Origin of the sequence: Burkholderia sp. MSMB1498 (assembly GCF_001526245.1) — a bacterium.
Classification (GTDB): domain Bacteria; phylum Pseudomonadota; class Gammaproteobacteria; order Burkholderiales; family Burkholderiaceae; genus Burkholderia; species Burkholderia savannae.
Window position 1 is genome coordinate 19,105 of record NZ_LOYJ01000033.1, and the last position, 14,271, is coordinate 33,375.

Annotated in this window: 14 protein-coding genes and 1 pseudogene; 6 read left to right on the forward strand and 9 right to left on the reverse strand. The window is 71.0% G+C overall.

Annotated elements, in window-relative coordinates; genetic code table 11:
• Nucleotides 1-459: 459 nt before the first annotated feature.
• Genes WS91_RS06245 through WS91_RS32325 form a run of 5 tightly spaced genes read right to left on the reverse strand, consistent with a single transcriptional unit; the run spans nucleotide 460 to nucleotide 3,398 of the window.
• Nucleotides 460-819: a COG4315 family predicted lipoprotein gene (locus tag WS91_RS06245; RefSeq protein WP_059582346.1), complete on the reverse strand. Its 360-nt coding sequence runs from the start codon at nucleotides 817-819 to the stop codon at nucleotides 460-462.
• 37 nt (nucleotides 820-856) lie between these two features.
• Entirely contained in the window at nucleotides 857-1,849 is a 993-nt protein-coding gene (locus tag WS91_RS06250; RefSeq protein WP_059669945.1) for a YceI family protein, read from the reverse strand.
• A 41-nt stretch (nucleotides 1,850-1,890) separates the two neighbouring features.
• Nucleotides 1,891-2,715, reverse strand: a complete 825-nt coding sequence (locus tag WS91_RS06255) for an anti-sigma factor family protein (protein ID WP_059669946.1) — start codon at nucleotides 2,713-2,715, stop codon at nucleotides 1,891-1,893.
• Complete coding sequence (locus tag WS91_RS06260; RefSeq protein ID WP_038746811.1) at nucleotides 2,712-3,233, reverse strand: sigma-70 family RNA polymerase sigma factor; 522 nt, start codon at nucleotides 3,231-3,233, stop codon at nucleotides 2,712-2,714. The genes WS91_RS06255 and WS91_RS06260 overlap by 4 nt, the downstream gene beginning before the upstream one ends.
• Before the next feature lie 15 nt (nucleotides 3,234-3,248).
• Nucleotides 3,249-3,398 (reverse strand): hypothetical protein, encoded by a 150-nt coding sequence (locus WS91_RS32325; RefSeq protein WP_156432304.1) that lies wholly within the window; start codon nucleotides 3,396-3,398, stop codon nucleotides 3,249-3,251.
• Nucleotides 3,399-3,841: 443 nt separating this feature from the next.
• Between WS91_RS32325 and WS91_RS06270 the strand changes: the two genes are divergently transcribed.
• Together WS91_RS06270 and WS91_RS06275 are read left to right on the forward strand one after the other, a co-directional pair.
• Nucleotides 3,842-4,771, forward strand: a complete 930-nt coding sequence (locus WS91_RS06270) for a helix-turn-helix transcriptional regulator (RefSeq protein ID WP_059669948.1) — start codon at nucleotides 3,842-3,844, stop codon at nucleotides 4,769-4,771.
• 160 nt (nucleotides 4,772-4,931) lie between these two features.
• Entirely contained in the window at nucleotides 4,932-5,636 is a 705-nt protein-coding gene (locus WS91_RS06275; RefSeq protein WP_038746816.1) for a fumarylacetoacetate hydrolase family protein, read from the forward strand.
• A 179-nt stretch (nucleotides 5,637-5,815) separates the two neighbouring features.
• On the opposite strand, the gene WS91_RS06280 is transcribed toward WS91_RS06275, so the two are convergent.
• Nucleotides 5,816-6,040, reverse strand: coding sequence for a GDCCVxC domain-containing (seleno)protein (locus tag WS91_RS06280; protein ID WP_038746973.1), 225 nt, complete (start codon nucleotides 6,038-6,040; stop codon nucleotides 5,816-5,818).
• Between the two features lie 401 nt (nucleotides 6,041-6,441).
• On the opposite strand from WS91_RS06280, the gene WS91_RS06285 reads away from it, so the two are divergent.
• On the forward strand, nucleotides 6,442-7,350 hold the full coding sequence (locus WS91_RS06285) for a CPBP family glutamic-type intramembrane protease (protein WP_331458235.1): 909 nt from the start codon (nucleotides 6,442-6,444) through the stop codon (nucleotides 7,348-7,350).
• 191 nt (nucleotides 7,351-7,541) lie between these two features.
• Here WS91_RS06285 and WS91_RS06290 read toward each other — a convergent pair whose 3' ends face one another.
• Together WS91_RS06290 and paaK are read right to left on the reverse strand one after the other, a co-directional pair.
• Nucleotides 7,542-8,213, reverse strand: a complete 672-nt coding sequence (locus tag WS91_RS06290; protein WP_038746822.1) for a MarC family protein — start codon at nucleotides 8,211-8,213, stop codon at nucleotides 7,542-7,544.
• Nucleotides 8,214-8,533: 320 nt separating this feature from the next.
• Entirely contained in the window at nucleotides 8,534-9,871 is a 1,338-nt protein-coding gene (paaK, locus tag WS91_RS06295) for a phenylacetate--CoA ligase PaaK (protein WP_038746825.1), read from the reverse strand.
• A 270-nt stretch (nucleotides 9,872-10,141) separates the two neighbouring features.
• Between paaK and WS91_RS06300 the strand changes: the two genes are divergently transcribed.
• Nucleotides 10,142-11,227, forward strand: a complete 1,086-nt coding sequence (locus WS91_RS06300; protein WP_038746828.1) for a calcium:proton antiporter — start codon at nucleotides 10,142-10,144, stop codon at nucleotides 11,225-11,227.
• 530 nt (nucleotides 11,228-11,757) lie between these two features.
• Here the strand turns inward: WS91_RS06300 and WS91_RS06310 are convergent.
• A complete protein-coding gene (locus WS91_RS06310; protein WP_038746831.1) occupies nucleotides 11,758-12,729 on the reverse strand; it encodes a LysR family transcriptional regulator in 972 nt (323 codons plus the stop codon).
• Between the two features lie 21 nt (nucleotides 12,730-12,750).
• Between WS91_RS06310 and WS91_RS37210 the strand changes: the two are divergent.
• Nucleotides 12,751-13,014, forward strand: a pseudogene (locus tag WS91_RS37210) (hypothetical protein).
• A gap of 60 nt (nucleotides 13,015-13,074) precedes the next feature.
• The gene (locus tag WS91_RS06315; RefSeq protein ID WP_059669951.1) at nucleotides 13,075-14,253 is read left to right on the forward strand and encodes an HPP family protein; all 1,179 of its coding nucleotides are present in this window, start codon (nucleotides 13,075-13,077) and stop codon (nucleotides 14,251-14,253) included.
• Nucleotides 14,254-14,271: the final 18 nt, after the last annotated feature.

Sequence of the window (14,271 nt, forward strand, 5' to 3'; positions counted from 1 at the left end):
GCCGATGGCCATCCGCACAGAACGCGCGCCGCCCTCGGTCTAGATCGTTTTCGGGTCCGACCGCTCGCGCAAGAATCGCTTCGACGCGGCAACCCGATCGTCGGCCGAACACGCCTCCCGTGGGCACACTTGCGGGCATCGCGCTCGTGACGCAAGCGAGGCCGCCCTGTGCGCGCCACCGGTTCGCGTCGCGCGATCGAGCGAGCGCGTCGGCCGCACACGCGAAGCAACACCGGCGCGCATCGCGCGCATCATGGCCGGGGCCTGGCCGATACCGCCTTCACGATCGTTCCCGGCCGCCGCAACCGACACGATCGGCCATTCCCGGTGGGTTGGCGGGGTTGGCGGCGATTTCGAACGCGTCGGCCGCACGCATGCGCGAACGGCCGACGCCGACGCACCCGATCGGCGCTCATCCGTCGCGGCCCGCCCTCACCCGCCCTCACCCGCCCTCGCCCGTCACGGCCTCGCGGCGTGCCACATGCCGCCGAAGCCGTCGCCGTTGTGCTGCCCCGGCTTCCTGTCGCCCGAGAAGCGATACAGCGGATGCCCCTTGTATGTCCACTGGAGCTTGCCGCCCGCCGCGGCGATGAGGCCTAGGTCGCCGCCCGGCTTGTCGTACGCGTCGGCGAGCGCGGCCGGCCAGTTCGCCGCGCAGCCGCCCGTGCACGCGCTCTTGCCGGGCATCGTGTCCCGGTCGAACGTGTAGAGCGTCATGCCGTCGTCGTCGACGACCATCCCGTTCGCCGCCTTCGGCGGCTCCGCGAGCGCCAAGGCGGGCACCGCGCATGCGATCGCGATCAGCAAAATCTTCATCATGATGACTCTCCTCCAACGAAAAAAACGGGCGCGCCGGCTACGGATTCGCGCGCTCGCTGACGAATTCGGCGTCGATCCGCATCCGCACGTCGTCGCCGACGGCGGGCAGCCAGCGCGACAGCCCGAATGCGGACCGGCTGAAGTGGCCGTCGGCGACGAACGCGAGCGTGCGCGCAGCGCCCGGCGCGTCGCGCGAAAACCTGTCGCGCGGATCGGCGCCGGCGCCGCGCGCAACCGGGTCGGGCCGCTCGCCGCCGTACGGATTCGCGCCGCCATGAACGGCGCTGCGGGAATCGGCGTCGCGCACGTTCGCGTCGGGCGAATCGGCTTCGCGCGCGCCGGCGTCGCGCCTGTTCGTGCCCGGCGAAGCGGCTTCGCGCCGCCCCGCGTGCCGCACGTCGCCGCGCTCGCCGCCGCGCCAATCTCCGCTCCGCGGTTCGGCCGCGAACCGGACGGCGAGCGTGATCGGCCGCGTCGTCGCGCGGATCGTCAGCTCGCCGGACAAAAGGCCCGTCGTCGCGCCCGTGCGCTCGAAACGCGTGCCGACGAAGCGGATCTCCGGATAGCGGGCGACGTCGAGCATCGCCGAGCCCTTCACGAGCGCGGCGACGAACGGCACGTTCGCGCCGAGGCTCGCCGCATCGACCGTCACGTCGACGCGGCTCGCGACGAGATCGTCGTCGCCGCCGATCAGTTCCGCGCGCATTCGCGTGAAACGCATCGTCAGGTGCGCGTGCCAGAAGTTGTCGACGCGAAACGTGAGCCCGGAGCGTTGCGGTTCGAGCCGGTAGCGCGGCACCGCGCGCCGCGACGCGTCGAGCGCGCCGGCCGGCTCGGCGGCTGCCGAATCGGCCGAGGCCACGGTCGCGGTCGCAACCGCGTTCGCGGGCGTGCCCGCCGCACTCGCCGCACTCGCCGCACTCGCCGTGAGCGCCGCACTCGCCGTGAGCGCCGCACTCGCCGTGAGCGCCGTGATCACCGTGCACACGAGCATCGCGACGACTTTCGCGCATGAACCGGCGGCACCCATGATCGACTCTTCCCGGCATCGACGCCGGCCCCGGTTCGCGCCTACCGCCATTGCTCCGGATGGCCGCCGAGCTCGCCGCAGACGTCGACCGCGATCGCGCGCAGCCGGTCCTCGGCGATCTGGCCCGAGAGCGCATACGCGGTGCGGTCGCTGACCCAGTAGAACGTGCGCCGCTCGCCGTCGCGCAGCAGCCGGACCGCCGTCTCGCGCTGCGCGGACGCGCTGACGTAGAGCGCGAGCCGCCCGCCCGCGGGGCTTTCGTACATGAACTGCGCGGCGGGGCCGGCCGTGCCGGGCAGCAGCCGGCCGCCGAGCAGCGCGAAGCCGTATTCGTCGAGCGACGGCGCGGCGATCCGCCGGCCCACGCGCGCCGACAGCCATGCGCCGAGCGCGCCGTCGCGGCCGGCCGCGATTTCGACCGGGTGCCGCGCTTCGGGCGCGTAGACCGCGTAGGCGAGATTCGCCTGGCGCGCGAACGCAGTCTGCGCGGCCGCGGGCGCGGCGAACGGTAATGCGAACCGCGGCGCGAGCTCGGGCGCGAACGCGCCGCCCAGCCAGCCGAGCGCGACGCCCGCCGCCAGCGCGCCGCCCGCGAGCGCGGCGCGCCGCCACCACGGCGTGCGCACGCGCAGCACGATGCACGGGCCGCTCGTCTGCGCGACGGGATCGGCGAACAGCGCGCGCAGCGCCGCACGCTGCGCGCGATAGTGCGACACGACGCCGGCCGCGCGCGAATCGCCCGCGAGCCGTTCGGCAACCGCGCGGCGCTCCGCCTCGTGCAGCTCGCCGTCGACGAACGCCGACAGCGAGAAGAGCCCCGGCTCGTCGGAATCCGGCGCGACGGTGGAATCGAAATCGTCGCTCATCGATGATGTCCCATCGTTGTGAAAGACACCGGCCGTCGAAGCGGCGCGTCGGTCAGCAGCGCGCGCATGCGCTCGCGTGCGCGCGAGAGCCGCGACATCACCGTGCCGACCGGCACGCCGAGCACCGCCGACGCCTCCTGGTAGCTCAGCTCCTCGACGCAGACGAGCAGCAGCACCTCGCGCTGCTCGAGCGGCAGCCGGTACAGCATCCGCTGCACGTCGCGCAGCACGAGCGCGTCCACCTGGCCCGCCGGCGCCTCGAGCGTGCGCCACGGGCCCTCGTCGTCGTCGACGGCGAATTCGCGGCGCGCGCGCAACTGGTCGATGTACAAATGGCGCAGGATCGTCAGCAGCCACGCGCGCAGGTTGCTGTCGGGGCGAAACGCGCGCATCCGCGCGAGCGCTCGCTCGGCGGTGTCCTGCACCAGGTCGTCGGCCCATGCGGGGTCGCCCGTCAGCGCGCGCGCATAGCGCCGCAGTTGCGGCAGCCAGCCGACGACGTCCGTTTCGAAGCTCACGCGCGGCGCCGTCGTTCAATAGCCGCCGCCGCCACTGCCTCGGCCGTAGCCGCTCGCCGGCGCCGCATGGCCGGACGGCGACATGTCGTCCGACGACGCGCAGCCCGCGGACAGCATCAGCGCGAGCAGCGCGCATACGACCGAAAGTATCCGCGTCGATTTCATTTCCGCCTCCGGGCGGCGCGCCAGTCGGGTCCGGGCGTCGCGCGCACGCCGCGGCGGACGGCGCCCCATGTGTACGAGAACGATCACCGCGCTTGTTTTATTCCGTTGTTTGCGGGACGCACTCACAACCACTCACAACGATACGCGGCTTCGCGGGCGTTGCACGTGCTGGAAAACGCGGTGGAACCGTTTCGGGATCGGATGGCGGGCGTTCCTGCGCGTCATCCCGCGCCGACGCGACGCCGATGCAAGCAAGCTGCGAGCGCGCCCGCCGCCGCGCGCCCAAACACGCGGCCGGCCCATGCCGCTCCCCCCGCGGCCCTTTTTTGCGACAATTCGACGATTGCCCGCCGCGCCGCCGCGCGCGGCCGACCGCACCATCCGCATCACGACAGCCCCGACCGCCCATGCCGCCCACCCCAGCCAAGCCGCGCACGTACGCGATGCCCGAGCGCAGCGACCGCCTCGACTTCTACATCCGCGACGAGGCCACGCGCCAGGCGATCACCGAGCCGCACCGGCATGCGTACTTCCAGATCCAGTTCAACCTCGGCGGCGACACCGAGCAGCAGATCGGCGGGCTCACGCGGGCGTTCCCGCGCGGTGCGCTCGCGTTCGTGCTGCCGTACCGCGAGCACCTGATTGCGCATCCGCCGGGCGCGCACTTCGTCGTGATCAATTTTTCGCAGACGTTCCTGCGCGCCGATCTCGACGTCGACCCGCTCGATCTCGAAGACGTATCCGCGCAGCGCGCGCCCGAGCTCGCGCCGTTCCGCTTCCAGGAGCACCTCGACTTCATCCTGACGGGCGCGGCGTTCGACGACGCGCGCCGCCTCGCGCAGCGCATGCTCGAGGCCGACCGCGCGCGCACGTTCGGCTCGGTGCCGCTGCTGCGCGGCTATCTGCTGCAACTGATCGGGCTCGTCTGCACGCAGTACGCGGGCCCGCTCACGAAACTCGCGCTAAGCGGCGCGCACCGCGCGGGCCGCCGGGACGCGTTCGCGCGCGTGCTGCGCCACGTGCGCGCGAACCTGACGAACGACGAGCTGACGCTCGCGGGCACCGCCCGCGCGGCGTTCCTGTCGCCGAACTACCTCGCGCACCTGATCCGCAAGGAAACGGGCAGCACGTTCACCGATCTCGTCACCGAGCGGCGGATCGCGCTCGCGCAGTCGCTGCTCGCGCACACGACGCGGCGGATCGCCGACATCGCGCACGCGGTCGGGTTTCGCGACGAAGGCTATTTCTCGCGGCGGTTTCGCGCGTGCGTCGGGGTGTCGCCGAAGGAGTACCGCGAGGCGAACAGCGCGGCTGGCGCGGCCGGCGCGGCGAAAAGCGTGGCCCGGAGGGCCGCGAAACCGCGCGCGTCGTAGTTTTGTCCATGAACGCGACACATCCGTCGCATCGGCGTGCGCGCCGCATTGGTATCGTCGACGGGTCGACGACGCCCGCCGCGACGCACGAGCGGACGTCCCGCCCGCGAAGGCCGCCGCTTGCGCTTTCGCTTTCCGAACCCTTTTCCGAGACCAGAAGATGACTGATTACGTTTTCGCGCCGCCCGCCGCTCCGTCCGTCGAAGTCGCCGGCTCCGCCGCGCGCTTTCCGGTGCGCCGCGTGTTCTGCGTCGGCCGCAACTATGCGGACCATGCGCGCGAGATGGGCGCCGATCCGAACCGCGAGCCGCCGTTCTTCTTCACGAAGCCGGCCGATGCGATCGTGCCCGCGAGCGGCACGGTGCCGTATCCGACGCTCACGTCCGACCTGCACCACGAGATCGAGCTCGTGATCGCGATCGGCCGCGGCGGCCGCGCGATCGCCGCCGACGCGGCGCTCGATCACGTGTGGGGCTACGGCGTCGGCGTCGACCTGACGCGGCGCGATCTGCAGGCGCAGGCGAAGAAAGCCGGCCGCCCGTGGGACTGGGCGAAGGGCTTCGACGCATCGGGCCCGTTGACGGCGCTCCTTCCGGTCGCGTCGATCGGCCATCCGCTGCGCGGACGGATCTGGCTCGCGGTCAACGGCGAAACGCGCCAGCAGGGCGATCTCGCCGACATGATCTGGCCGATTCCGGACGTCATCGCGTACGCGTCGCGCGCGGTCGAGCTGCGCGCGGGCGACCTGATCTTCACCGGCACGCCGGCGGGCGTCGCCGCGCTGCAGCCGGGCGACCGCGTGACGGGCGGCGTCGACGGCGTCGCGTCGTTCGAGTTCGTCGTCGGGGAAAAGCCCGCGGCGTGAGCGATTCCGCGCTCGCGCGGCGCGCACGCACGCAGACGCTGCCCGCACGCGCGGCGCGCGCCTTCGCGTGCGCCGTGTCGTGCAGCGCGTCGTCCGCGCCGGCATTCGGGCAACGTCGCGCGCAGGGTCGAGCCGGACCGCGGCGGCGGCGCTGACGTCAGTGTCCGCGCCGCCCGACGTCACGCCCGATCCGGCCCCTCGGCTTGCGATCGTCTTTGCATCGACGGGCAACGCACCGAGCCGTACGAGCAGAACACGCAGCAGTCGCCCGGCTTCGGACGCAGCAGCGCGCCGCACGCGCCGCATGCGTAATAGAACAGGCAGACGTCCTCGGGCATCGTCTCGCGCCGCGCGAAGCCGCAGTGCGGGCAGGTCAGCACGGATTCCCGCACAATCTCGTTCATCGCTCCCTCCTCGATACGCGGCGCGGCGCGGCGCGGCCCGCGCGCGAACCGCGCCACACCGCGCTGCATCGCATCGCATCGCATCGCATCCAGAATATCGCCGCCGCCGCGAGCCACCACGCAATCGCAATACGCCGTGTCGCGAGGCTCTCGCCGACGCCAGCGGCGGCAACGGCAGAGGCAACGGAGACGGCCCGCACACACTCGGCGTCCGCCGTCGCGCTCGCGCCGCGCCGCGCGGCGATACGGTGGCCTCGGCGGCCATGATCCCGATGCGCCTCAAATCAGCGTCGCGGCGCCGTCGCCGGTCGCCCGCGCGCGGCGTCGACGGCAGTTGCTCGGACAAACGGCGCGTCGAACGAAGCCGCGCGGGCGGCCCGCGATTCCAATCGCGTTATGATGTGCGGCCTTTCATCAGATCATTCGTGGTTCTATTCATGTCTGGCAACACCTTCTGGCTCGCGGCTCCGTGGGCCGCACTCTTTGTCGCCGCGCTCGCGGCCGTCTGGTTTCCTAAGCTGCGCGCGGCAAGCCTCGGTTTCGGCGCGCTCGGCTATGCGGGCGCGTTCGCGACCGGCCTGATGGCGCCCGTCGCGCTCGCTCCGATCGCGCTCCTCGCAGCCGCCGCATACGCGGCCGCGCCGCGGCGCCACGCGGCCGTTCGCGTCGCGGGACACGCCGTCTTCGTCGTGCTCGCGATCGCGCTGATGCTTCACTGGCTGCCGGGCTTTCACAACCCGCGCGTGATCGGCCCCGTGCGCTACACGCCCGACGCCGTGCCGTTCTCGATGTACCTGAATCTCGACAAGCCGCTCGTCGGCTTCTGGCTGCTGTGGGCGCTGCCGTGGCTGCAGCCGATCGACGATCGCGCGCGCGCATGGCGCACCGGCATCGTCGCGGCGATCGCGACGTCGGCGGTCTGCCTCGTGTTCGCGCTCGGCGTCGGCCTCGTCGGCTGGGCGCCGAAGTGGCCCGAATCGGCATGGCTCTGGTTCGCGAACAATCTGCTGCTCGTCTGCTTCGCCGAAGAGGCGCTGTTCCGCGGCTATCTGCAAGGCGGGCTGAGCCGCCTTCTCGCGAATCGCGTACCGGCGTCGGGCGCGGTCGCGCTCGTCGCGGCCGCGCTGCTGTTCGGCGCCGCGCACGCCGCGGGCGGCTGGCAGTGGGTCGCGCTCGCGACCGTCGCGGGCATCGGCTACGGAATCGCGTATCGCTTGGGCGGACTGCAAGCCGCGGTGCTCGCGCACGTCGGGCTCAATCTCGCGCATTTCGGCCTGTTCACGTATCCGATGCTCGCGGCCGCGCGCTAAGCGCCGTCCCAAGCGGGCCGAACCGGCCGCGCGTTGCGTGAGTCGCACGCGCGCTCGCACCGGCCGCGCAACGCGCCTTGATGCGAGGCCGAGTCTGGCTGCCCGTCACGGCCTTTCGTACGCGCGCCGACCGGCCGTCACGCCGTTTCCCGCGCGCCCGCGCCGGCCGCGCGCCGCATCGATCCATGCCGTCACTTCATCTGGTCGGCGATCGGCTGCAAGAATTCCGAAAATCCCGTCAGCATGATCTGCACGCCGACGCACAGCAGCAGGAACGCCGACACGCGCATCGCGACCTTCGTCCCTTCGGTGCCGAGGTAGCGCGCGAGGAACGCGGCGCGGCTGTACGTGAGCCAGATCACGAGCGCCGCGAGCGCCGACACCGCCACCGACACGATGCTCGACAGCAGGAACTCCGACAGCTTGTGCGTGCGGTTCGCGTTCAGCGCGATCGCGGTCGCGATCGAGCCGGGGCCCGTAGTCAGCGGAATCGTCAGCGGGAAGAACGCGCGCGCCATCGCGTTGCGCGGCTCGACGGGCTTCGCCGCAGAATCGCCTCCGCTCGGCACGTCGGGCTCGTTGAGCATCTGCCAGCCGGCCACCGCCACGGCAAGGCCGCCGCCGATGCGCAGCGCCTCGAGCGAGATTCCGAAGAAATGCAGGATCGGCGTGCCGACGAAGAACGCGGCGAGCAGCACCATGAACGCGTTGATCGCCACCTTGCGCGCGAGCGCCGCGCGCTGCGCCTCGGTCAGCGACTCGGTGCGCTCGAGAAACAGGAACGCGATGCCGAACGGATTGATGATGCCCATGAGGCCGGTGAAGCCGAACAGGATTTCGGAGATCAGGCGGTCGACGATCATCGGGAAGCGGGAAGAACGAAGAAGGGTTATGGGGCGCCGCTCGCGCGGCCGCGCCATTGTAGAGCATGCTCGCCGCGCCGCGGCCGACGGCACGCACGGCGGCCGAGCCGCCCGGACGGCCTCGGCATTCCCGCCGCCGTTGCGTGTTGCGTGTTGCCTTTGCGTGTCGACTTTACCCTTTGCACGTCGCCTTTACGCATCCCCTTTGCGTGTCGGCTTCGTGCATCACCCTTGCACGCCGCCTTTATGAGTCGACTTTACGCGTCGACTTTATGCGTCGACTTTGCGTGCCGACGTCACCCGTTGCCGTCACGCGCCGCTCACGCCGCCTTCCCGCGCGTGTCGATCACGCGCCTCGCCTTGCCCGTCGCGGTCGTCGAAATCCCGCCCGCCGGCAGCACCGCGACGCCCGCCGACACGCCGACCATCGTCTTGATCCGGTGCCGCAGCTCGTGCGCGAGCGCCGCCCGGGCGTCGCCGCGCGCGCCCTCCGACGCGCCCGCCAGCGCGTCGGCGCGCAGCTCAACCGCGACGTCGAGCCGGTCCATGTGCCCGTCGCGCGAGACGGTCAGCTGGTAGCGGCCGGACAGTTGCGGCAGCGCGACGACGAGCTCCTCGATCTGGCTCGGAAACACGTTGACGCCGCGGATGATCAGCATGTCGTCCGAGCGGCCCGTGATCCGCGCGAGCCGGCGCATCGCGCGCGCGGTCGGCGGCAGGAGCGCGGTCAGGTCGCGCGTCCGGTAGCGGATCACGGGCAGCGCTTCCTTCGTGAGCGACGTGAACACGAGCTCGCCCTCGCTGCCGTCGGGCAACACCTCGCCCGTCGCCGGATCGACGATCTCCGGATAGAAGTGGTCTTCCCAGACGGTCGGCCCGTCCTTCGTGTCGATGCACTCGCACGCGACGCCCGGCCCGATCACCTCGGACAGCCCGTAGATGTCGAGCGCGTCGATGCCCGCGCGCGCCTCGACCTCGTCGCGCAGCGCCTGCGTCCACGGCTCCGCGCCGAACACGCCGATCGCCAGCGACGACTTGGCGGGGTCCATCCCCTGCCGCGCCATTTCGTCGAGCAGGTTCAGCATGTACGACGGCGTGACGAGGATGATTCGCGGCTCGAAATCGCGAATGAGCTGCACCTGCTTCTCCGTCTGCCCGCCCGACATCGGCACGACCATGCAGCCGAGCCGCTCCGCGCCGTAATGAATGCCGAGCCCGCCCGTGAAGAGCCCGTAGCCGAACGCATTGTGCAGCGTGTCGCCGGGCCGGCCGCCCGCCGCGCGGATCGAGCGCGCGGTCACGTTCGCCCACATGTCGATGTCGCGCGCGGTGTAGCCGACAACCGTCGGCTTGCCCGTCGTGCCGCTCGACGCGTGCACGCGCACCACCTGCTCGCGCGGCACGGCGAACAGGCCGAACGGATAGTTGTCGCGCAAGTCTGCCTTCGTCGAGAATGGAAATTTCGCGAGATCGGCGAGCGTCGTCAGGTCGTCCGGATGCACGCCCGCCGCGTCGAAGCTGCGGCGATAGTGCCCGACGTTGTCGTACGCGTGGCGCAACGACCACTTGAGCCGCGACAGCTGCAGCGCCTGCAGCTCGTCGCGGCTCGCGGTCTCGATCGGCTCGAGTGCGCCGGCCGGGTGGGACGGTCGAGTCATTGGGGTCGCTCCTCCGATGGAGTGATGTCGTTCTGCGTTGTCGAGCGCGAATTATAAACCGACCAGTCGGTCGACAATAAAGAAGTATTCGCGGGCCGTTCCGCAAGGCACTTTTACCGTCCGCGCAAGCATCGGCGGCATGACGGCGGCGCTTCTTTTGCCTGTCCGCCGGCCGCTCGCCGAAGCGCCGCACGGCCCGCACGCCGGATTTCGGTGCCGGACCGCCTGTTAGAATCCCTGCTCGCGCCCCGCCACGACCAAGGACCCGCCATGCCGATCTCTTCGCCCGCCCTCCCGCGCTGGACGCTCATCGCCCCGCTCGCCGCCTGGCTGGTGCTCGCGCTGTCGCGCGTCGTGCCGGCCGAAGGCTTCGCGATCGCATTCGTCGCCGCCGCGCTCGCGGGCGCCGTGTTCTCCGCCGTTCACCACGCCGAAGTCGTCGCGCACCGCGTCGGCGAGCCGTTCGGCACGCTCGTGCTCGCGATCGCCGTCACCGTGATCGAGGTCGCGCTGATCGTGTCCGTGATGTTGTCGAGCGGCCCCGAGAAATCGGGCCTCGCGCGCGACACGGTGTTCGCCGCGGTGATGATCGTCTGCAACGGGATCGTCGGGCTGTGCCTGCTCGTCGGCGGCTGGAAGCACGGCGAGCAGGATTTCCAGGGCCGCGGCGCGACCAAGGCGCTCGCGGTGCTCGCGTCGCTGTCAGTGCTCTCGCTCGTGATGCCGAACTACCTGAGCGCCGCGCCCGGCCCGCGGCTGTCGACGTCGCAGCTCGCGTTCGCCGGCGTGTCGTCGCTGGTGCTGTACGGCATGTTCGTGTTCGTGCAGACGGTGCGCCACCGCGACTACTTCCTGATCGACGGCAGTGCCGACGAATCCATCCATGCGGTGCCGCCGAGCGGCCGCACCGCGCTCATGAGCATCGTGTTCCTGTTCGTGAGCCTCGTCTCGGTCGTGCTGCTCGCGAAGCTCCTGTCACCCGCGGTCGAGCGCACCGTGTTCAGGCTCGGCGCGCCCGAAGCGGCGGTCGGCATCGTGATCGCCGCGCTGGTGCTGCTGCCGGAAGGGCTCGCCGCGGTCGGCGCGGCGCGCGCGAACCGGCTGCAGACGAGCATGAACCTCGCGCTCGGCTCCGCGCTCGCGAGCATCGGCCTGACGATTCCGACCGTCGCCGCCGTGTTCATCTGGACGGGCGACCCGCTCACGCTCGGCATCGGCGGCATGGAGACGGTGCTGCTGTCGCTCACGCTGCTCGTCAGCACGCTGACGCTGAGCATGGGGCGCACGACCGTCCTGCACGGCGTCGTGCACCTGTCGCTGTTCGCCGCCTATCTGTTCCTGTCGGTCACGCACTGACACGCATCGCCGGCTCGGGCGTTCCGCGGGAAGCTTCGCGCCGATCCCGGATGGCGGCGGGCAAGCTTGGATTTACATCGCGTGTCGCGCGCCCTTACGCGCCGCGGTTCGTGTTGCCGGAAAGAATCGGCGGCGGATAGAGCGGCCATCGCGCCTGCGTGCTTCGAGCGTGCTTCGAGCGTGCTTCGAGCGTGCTTCGAGCGTGCTTCGAGCGTGCTTCGAGCGTGCTTCGAGCGTGCTTCGAGCGTGCTTCGAGCGTGCTTCGAGCGTGCTTCGAGCGTGCTTCGAGCGTGCTTCGAGCGTGCTTCGAGCGTGCTTCGAGCGTGCTTCGAGCGTGCTTCGAGCCGCTCGCTGCCACGAGCGGCTCGAAGCACCGTGCCGGCCTTCCGTGCGCGACGGCCAACGAGCCGCACGTCCCTGCACGTCGCCGCCCGGCTCGATCGCCTAGTCGTCTCGATCGGATTGATCGCGCCGCGCGTCATCCGGCGCGCGGCGCATGATGCGCGATACGCTCACCGCCGCGGCAACGGCTACGCGACTTCGCGCAGCTTCTTCCCCGCCGCCGCGCCGTTCAGCCGATTGAGTTCCTTCAAATCGTTCTCGAGCGCGGGCGCGAGCGTCGTGCGCAGGTGATCGAGGAACGTGCGGATCTTCGCATCGAGATAGCGGCGCGTCGCATAGACCGCGTACACGCTCAGCGTGTCGAGCCGATAGTTCGGCAGCACGCGCACGAGCCGCCCTGCGCGGATGTCGTCGAGCGCCGTGTACAGCGCGATCGAGCCGATCCCGCGCCCCGCGCGCACGGCCACCGACAGCGCATCCGGCACGTTCGCCTGGAACGGCGCGGGCGGCAACGCGTACACGGTCTCGTCGCCGTCGTCGCGCTCGAGCCGCCATTCGCCGCCCGGCGACGCCGGCGTATCGAGCCGCAGGCACACGTGCTTCGCGAGATCCTCGGGCGTCGTCGGCGTGCCGTGCCGCGCGAGATACTCGCGCGACGCGACGAGCACGCTGCAGCTCGTCCCGCAGGTCTGCGCGACGTAGCCCGAATCGGGCAAGTGCGACGCCGACACGATCGACACGTCGTAGCCCTCCTCGACGAGGTTCGGCATCCGCTGTGCGAGCGTGAGCTCGACCGACACGTCCGGGTTGTCTTCCTGATAACGCACGATGGACGACACCACGTGGCTCTGCCCGAGCCCGGTCATCGCGTGAATCCGCAGCTTGCCGCTCGGCCGCAGCAGCGCGTTGCGCGCCTCGGCGTTCGCGTAGTCGATCTCGGCGAGAATCGATTTCGCTCGTTCGAAGTAGCGCTGACCGCTTTCCGTCAACCCGAGATGGCGGGTCGTCCGGTGCAGCAGGCGCGTCTGCACGTGCGCTTCGAGGTTCGAGACGGCGCGCGACACCTGGGCGGTGGTCGCGTCGATTTCCTTCGCGACCGCGGTGAAACTTCCGGCTTCGACGACGCGCACGAACAGGCGCATGTTATCGAGCATGTCCATGGGGATTGGCTTCGGGAATGAATGGGAAACGATGGCCGGCGAGACGCGGCTGGCGCCGCCGAGCGCGGCCGGGGACGGCTGATCGACCGGATGCGCGGGCCATGAGACAGGCTAGGTGCGGGCATCGCGGGCGGCAAATGTCGTGATTCGTCGAGATCAGTTCGGGCGAATTGTACGCCGATGCGCGCCGGCGCGCTCGCTCGCGCCCATTTTCCGCATCCTGAAACACCGACGGCCGGCCCCGCCATCGTCGGGGTCGGCAATTTATATCACAATGACATATAATTTCGCGTTCGTCGCGCGACCGATCGGCGCACCCTCCATTTACGTTACGGCACTCCGACCTTGTCTTCGTCCCACGCGTTTCGTCATCGCCTCTTTCAGTGGCTCCTGCGCTTCGTCCCGATTCCCGTGACGCTCGGCTGGCGCGAGCGCCTGCGTTCGTGCGCGGGCGCGCTCGCCGGGATCGGCTGCGTCGGCGTGACGATGCGCGCGCTGCCGGGCATCCCGGGCGACATGCCGCTCCTCGTCGCGCCGATGGGCGCCTCCGCCGTGCTGCTGTTCGCGGTGCCGGCGAGCCCGCTCGCGCAGCCGTGGTCGCTGATCGGCGGCAACCTCGTCGCGGCAATGGTCGGCGTCGCGTGCGCGCGGTGGATCGCCGATCCCGTGCTCGCCGCGTCGCTCGCGATCGCGTGCGCGATCGGCGCGATGTTCGCGCTGCGCTGCGTGCATCCGCCGTCGGGCGCGGTCGCGCTGACGGCGGTCGTCGGCGGCCCGGCCGTGCATGCGCTCGGCTTTCGCTTCGTCGTCGAGCCGATCGCGCTGCAATCGACGGCGCTGCTCGGCGCGGCGCTCGTCTATCACGCGCTCACCGGCCACCGCTATCCGCACGGCGGCGCGCGCAAGCAGCCCGAGACGAACGCGCACGCCGCCGCGACGCCGCTGCACGCGCGCTTCGTGCGCGCCGATCTCGAAGCGGCGCTGAAAAGCCGCGGCGAATGGCTCGATGTCGCGCCGGAAGACCTCGAATCGCTGTTGCGCGAAACCGAGCTGCGCGCGTATGCGCGCACGTTCGACGAACTGTCGTGCGCCGACATCATGTCGCGCCACCCGATCAGCATCGCGCCCGACACGCCGCTGCCCGCCGCGCTGACGCTGCTCGAGCGGCACCGGATCAAGGCGCTGCCCGTGGTCGACGCGGATGCGCGCGTCGTCGGCATCGTCACGCGCGCGGACTTGTCGAAGGCCGCGCCGCACGCGACGCCGGGCCTGTTGCGCCACCTGTCCGCGCGGCTGCCGCGCTCGCTCGTCGGCCCGGCATTCGTCGCGCGCGCGGTGATGAGCGCGCGCGTGCGCACGGCGCGCACGACCACGCCGATCGCCGAGCTCGTGCCGCTCTTCGCCGATCACGGCCACCACCACATTCCGGTCGTCGACGCCGAGCAGAAGCTCGCCGGCATCGTCACGCAGGCGGACCTGATCGCCGGGCTCTACCGGCAATCTCAGGAGCGGCTCGCCGCGTAAGCGCAGAGAGCCGAAGCG

Excerpts from the sequence above, each read along its gene's own strand:
- WS91_RS06245 (WP_059582346.1), bottom strand. The coding sequence starts at position 819 with ATGATGAAGATTTTGCTGATCGCGATCGCATGCGCGGTGCCCGCCTTG.
- WS91_RS06250 (WP_059669945.1), bottom strand. The coding sequence starts at position 1,849 with ATGGGTGCCGCCGGTTCATGCGCGAAAGTCGTCGCGATGCTCGTGTGC.
- WS91_RS06255 (WP_059669946.1), bottom strand. The coding sequence starts at position 2,715 with ATGAGCGACGATTTCGATTCCACCGTCGCGCCGGATTCCGACGAGCCG.
- WS91_RS32325 (WP_156432304.1), bottom strand. The coding sequence starts at position 3,398 with ATGAAATCGACGCGGATACTTTCGGTCGTATGCGCGCTGCTCGCGCTG.
- WS91_RS06270 (WP_059669948.1), top strand. The coding sequence starts at position 3,842 with ATGCCCGAGCGCAGCGACCGCCTCGACTTCTACATCCGCGACGAGGCC.
- WS91_RS06275 (WP_038746816.1), top strand. The coding sequence starts at position 4,932 with ATGACTGATTACGTTTTCGCGCCGCCCGCCGCTCCGTCCGTCGAAGTC.
- WS91_RS06280 (WP_038746973.1), bottom strand. The coding sequence starts at position 6,040 with ATGAACGAGATTGTGCGGGAATCCGTGCTGACCTGCCCGCACTGCGGC.
- WS91_RS06290 (WP_038746822.1), bottom strand. The coding sequence starts at position 8,213 with ATGATCGTCGACCGCCTGATCTCCGAAATCCTGTTCGGCTTCACCGGC.
- paaK (WP_038746825.1), bottom strand. The coding sequence starts at position 9,871 with ATGACTCGACCGTCCCACCCGGCCGGCGCACTCGAGCCGATCGAGACC.
- WS91_RS06300 (WP_038746828.1), top strand. The coding sequence starts at position 10,142 with ATGCCGATCTCTTCGCCCGCCCTCCCGCGCTGGACGCTCATCGCCCCG.
- WS91_RS06310 (WP_038746831.1), bottom strand. The coding sequence starts at position 12,729 with ATGGACATGCTCGATAACATGCGCCTGTTCGTGCGCGTCGTCGAAGCC.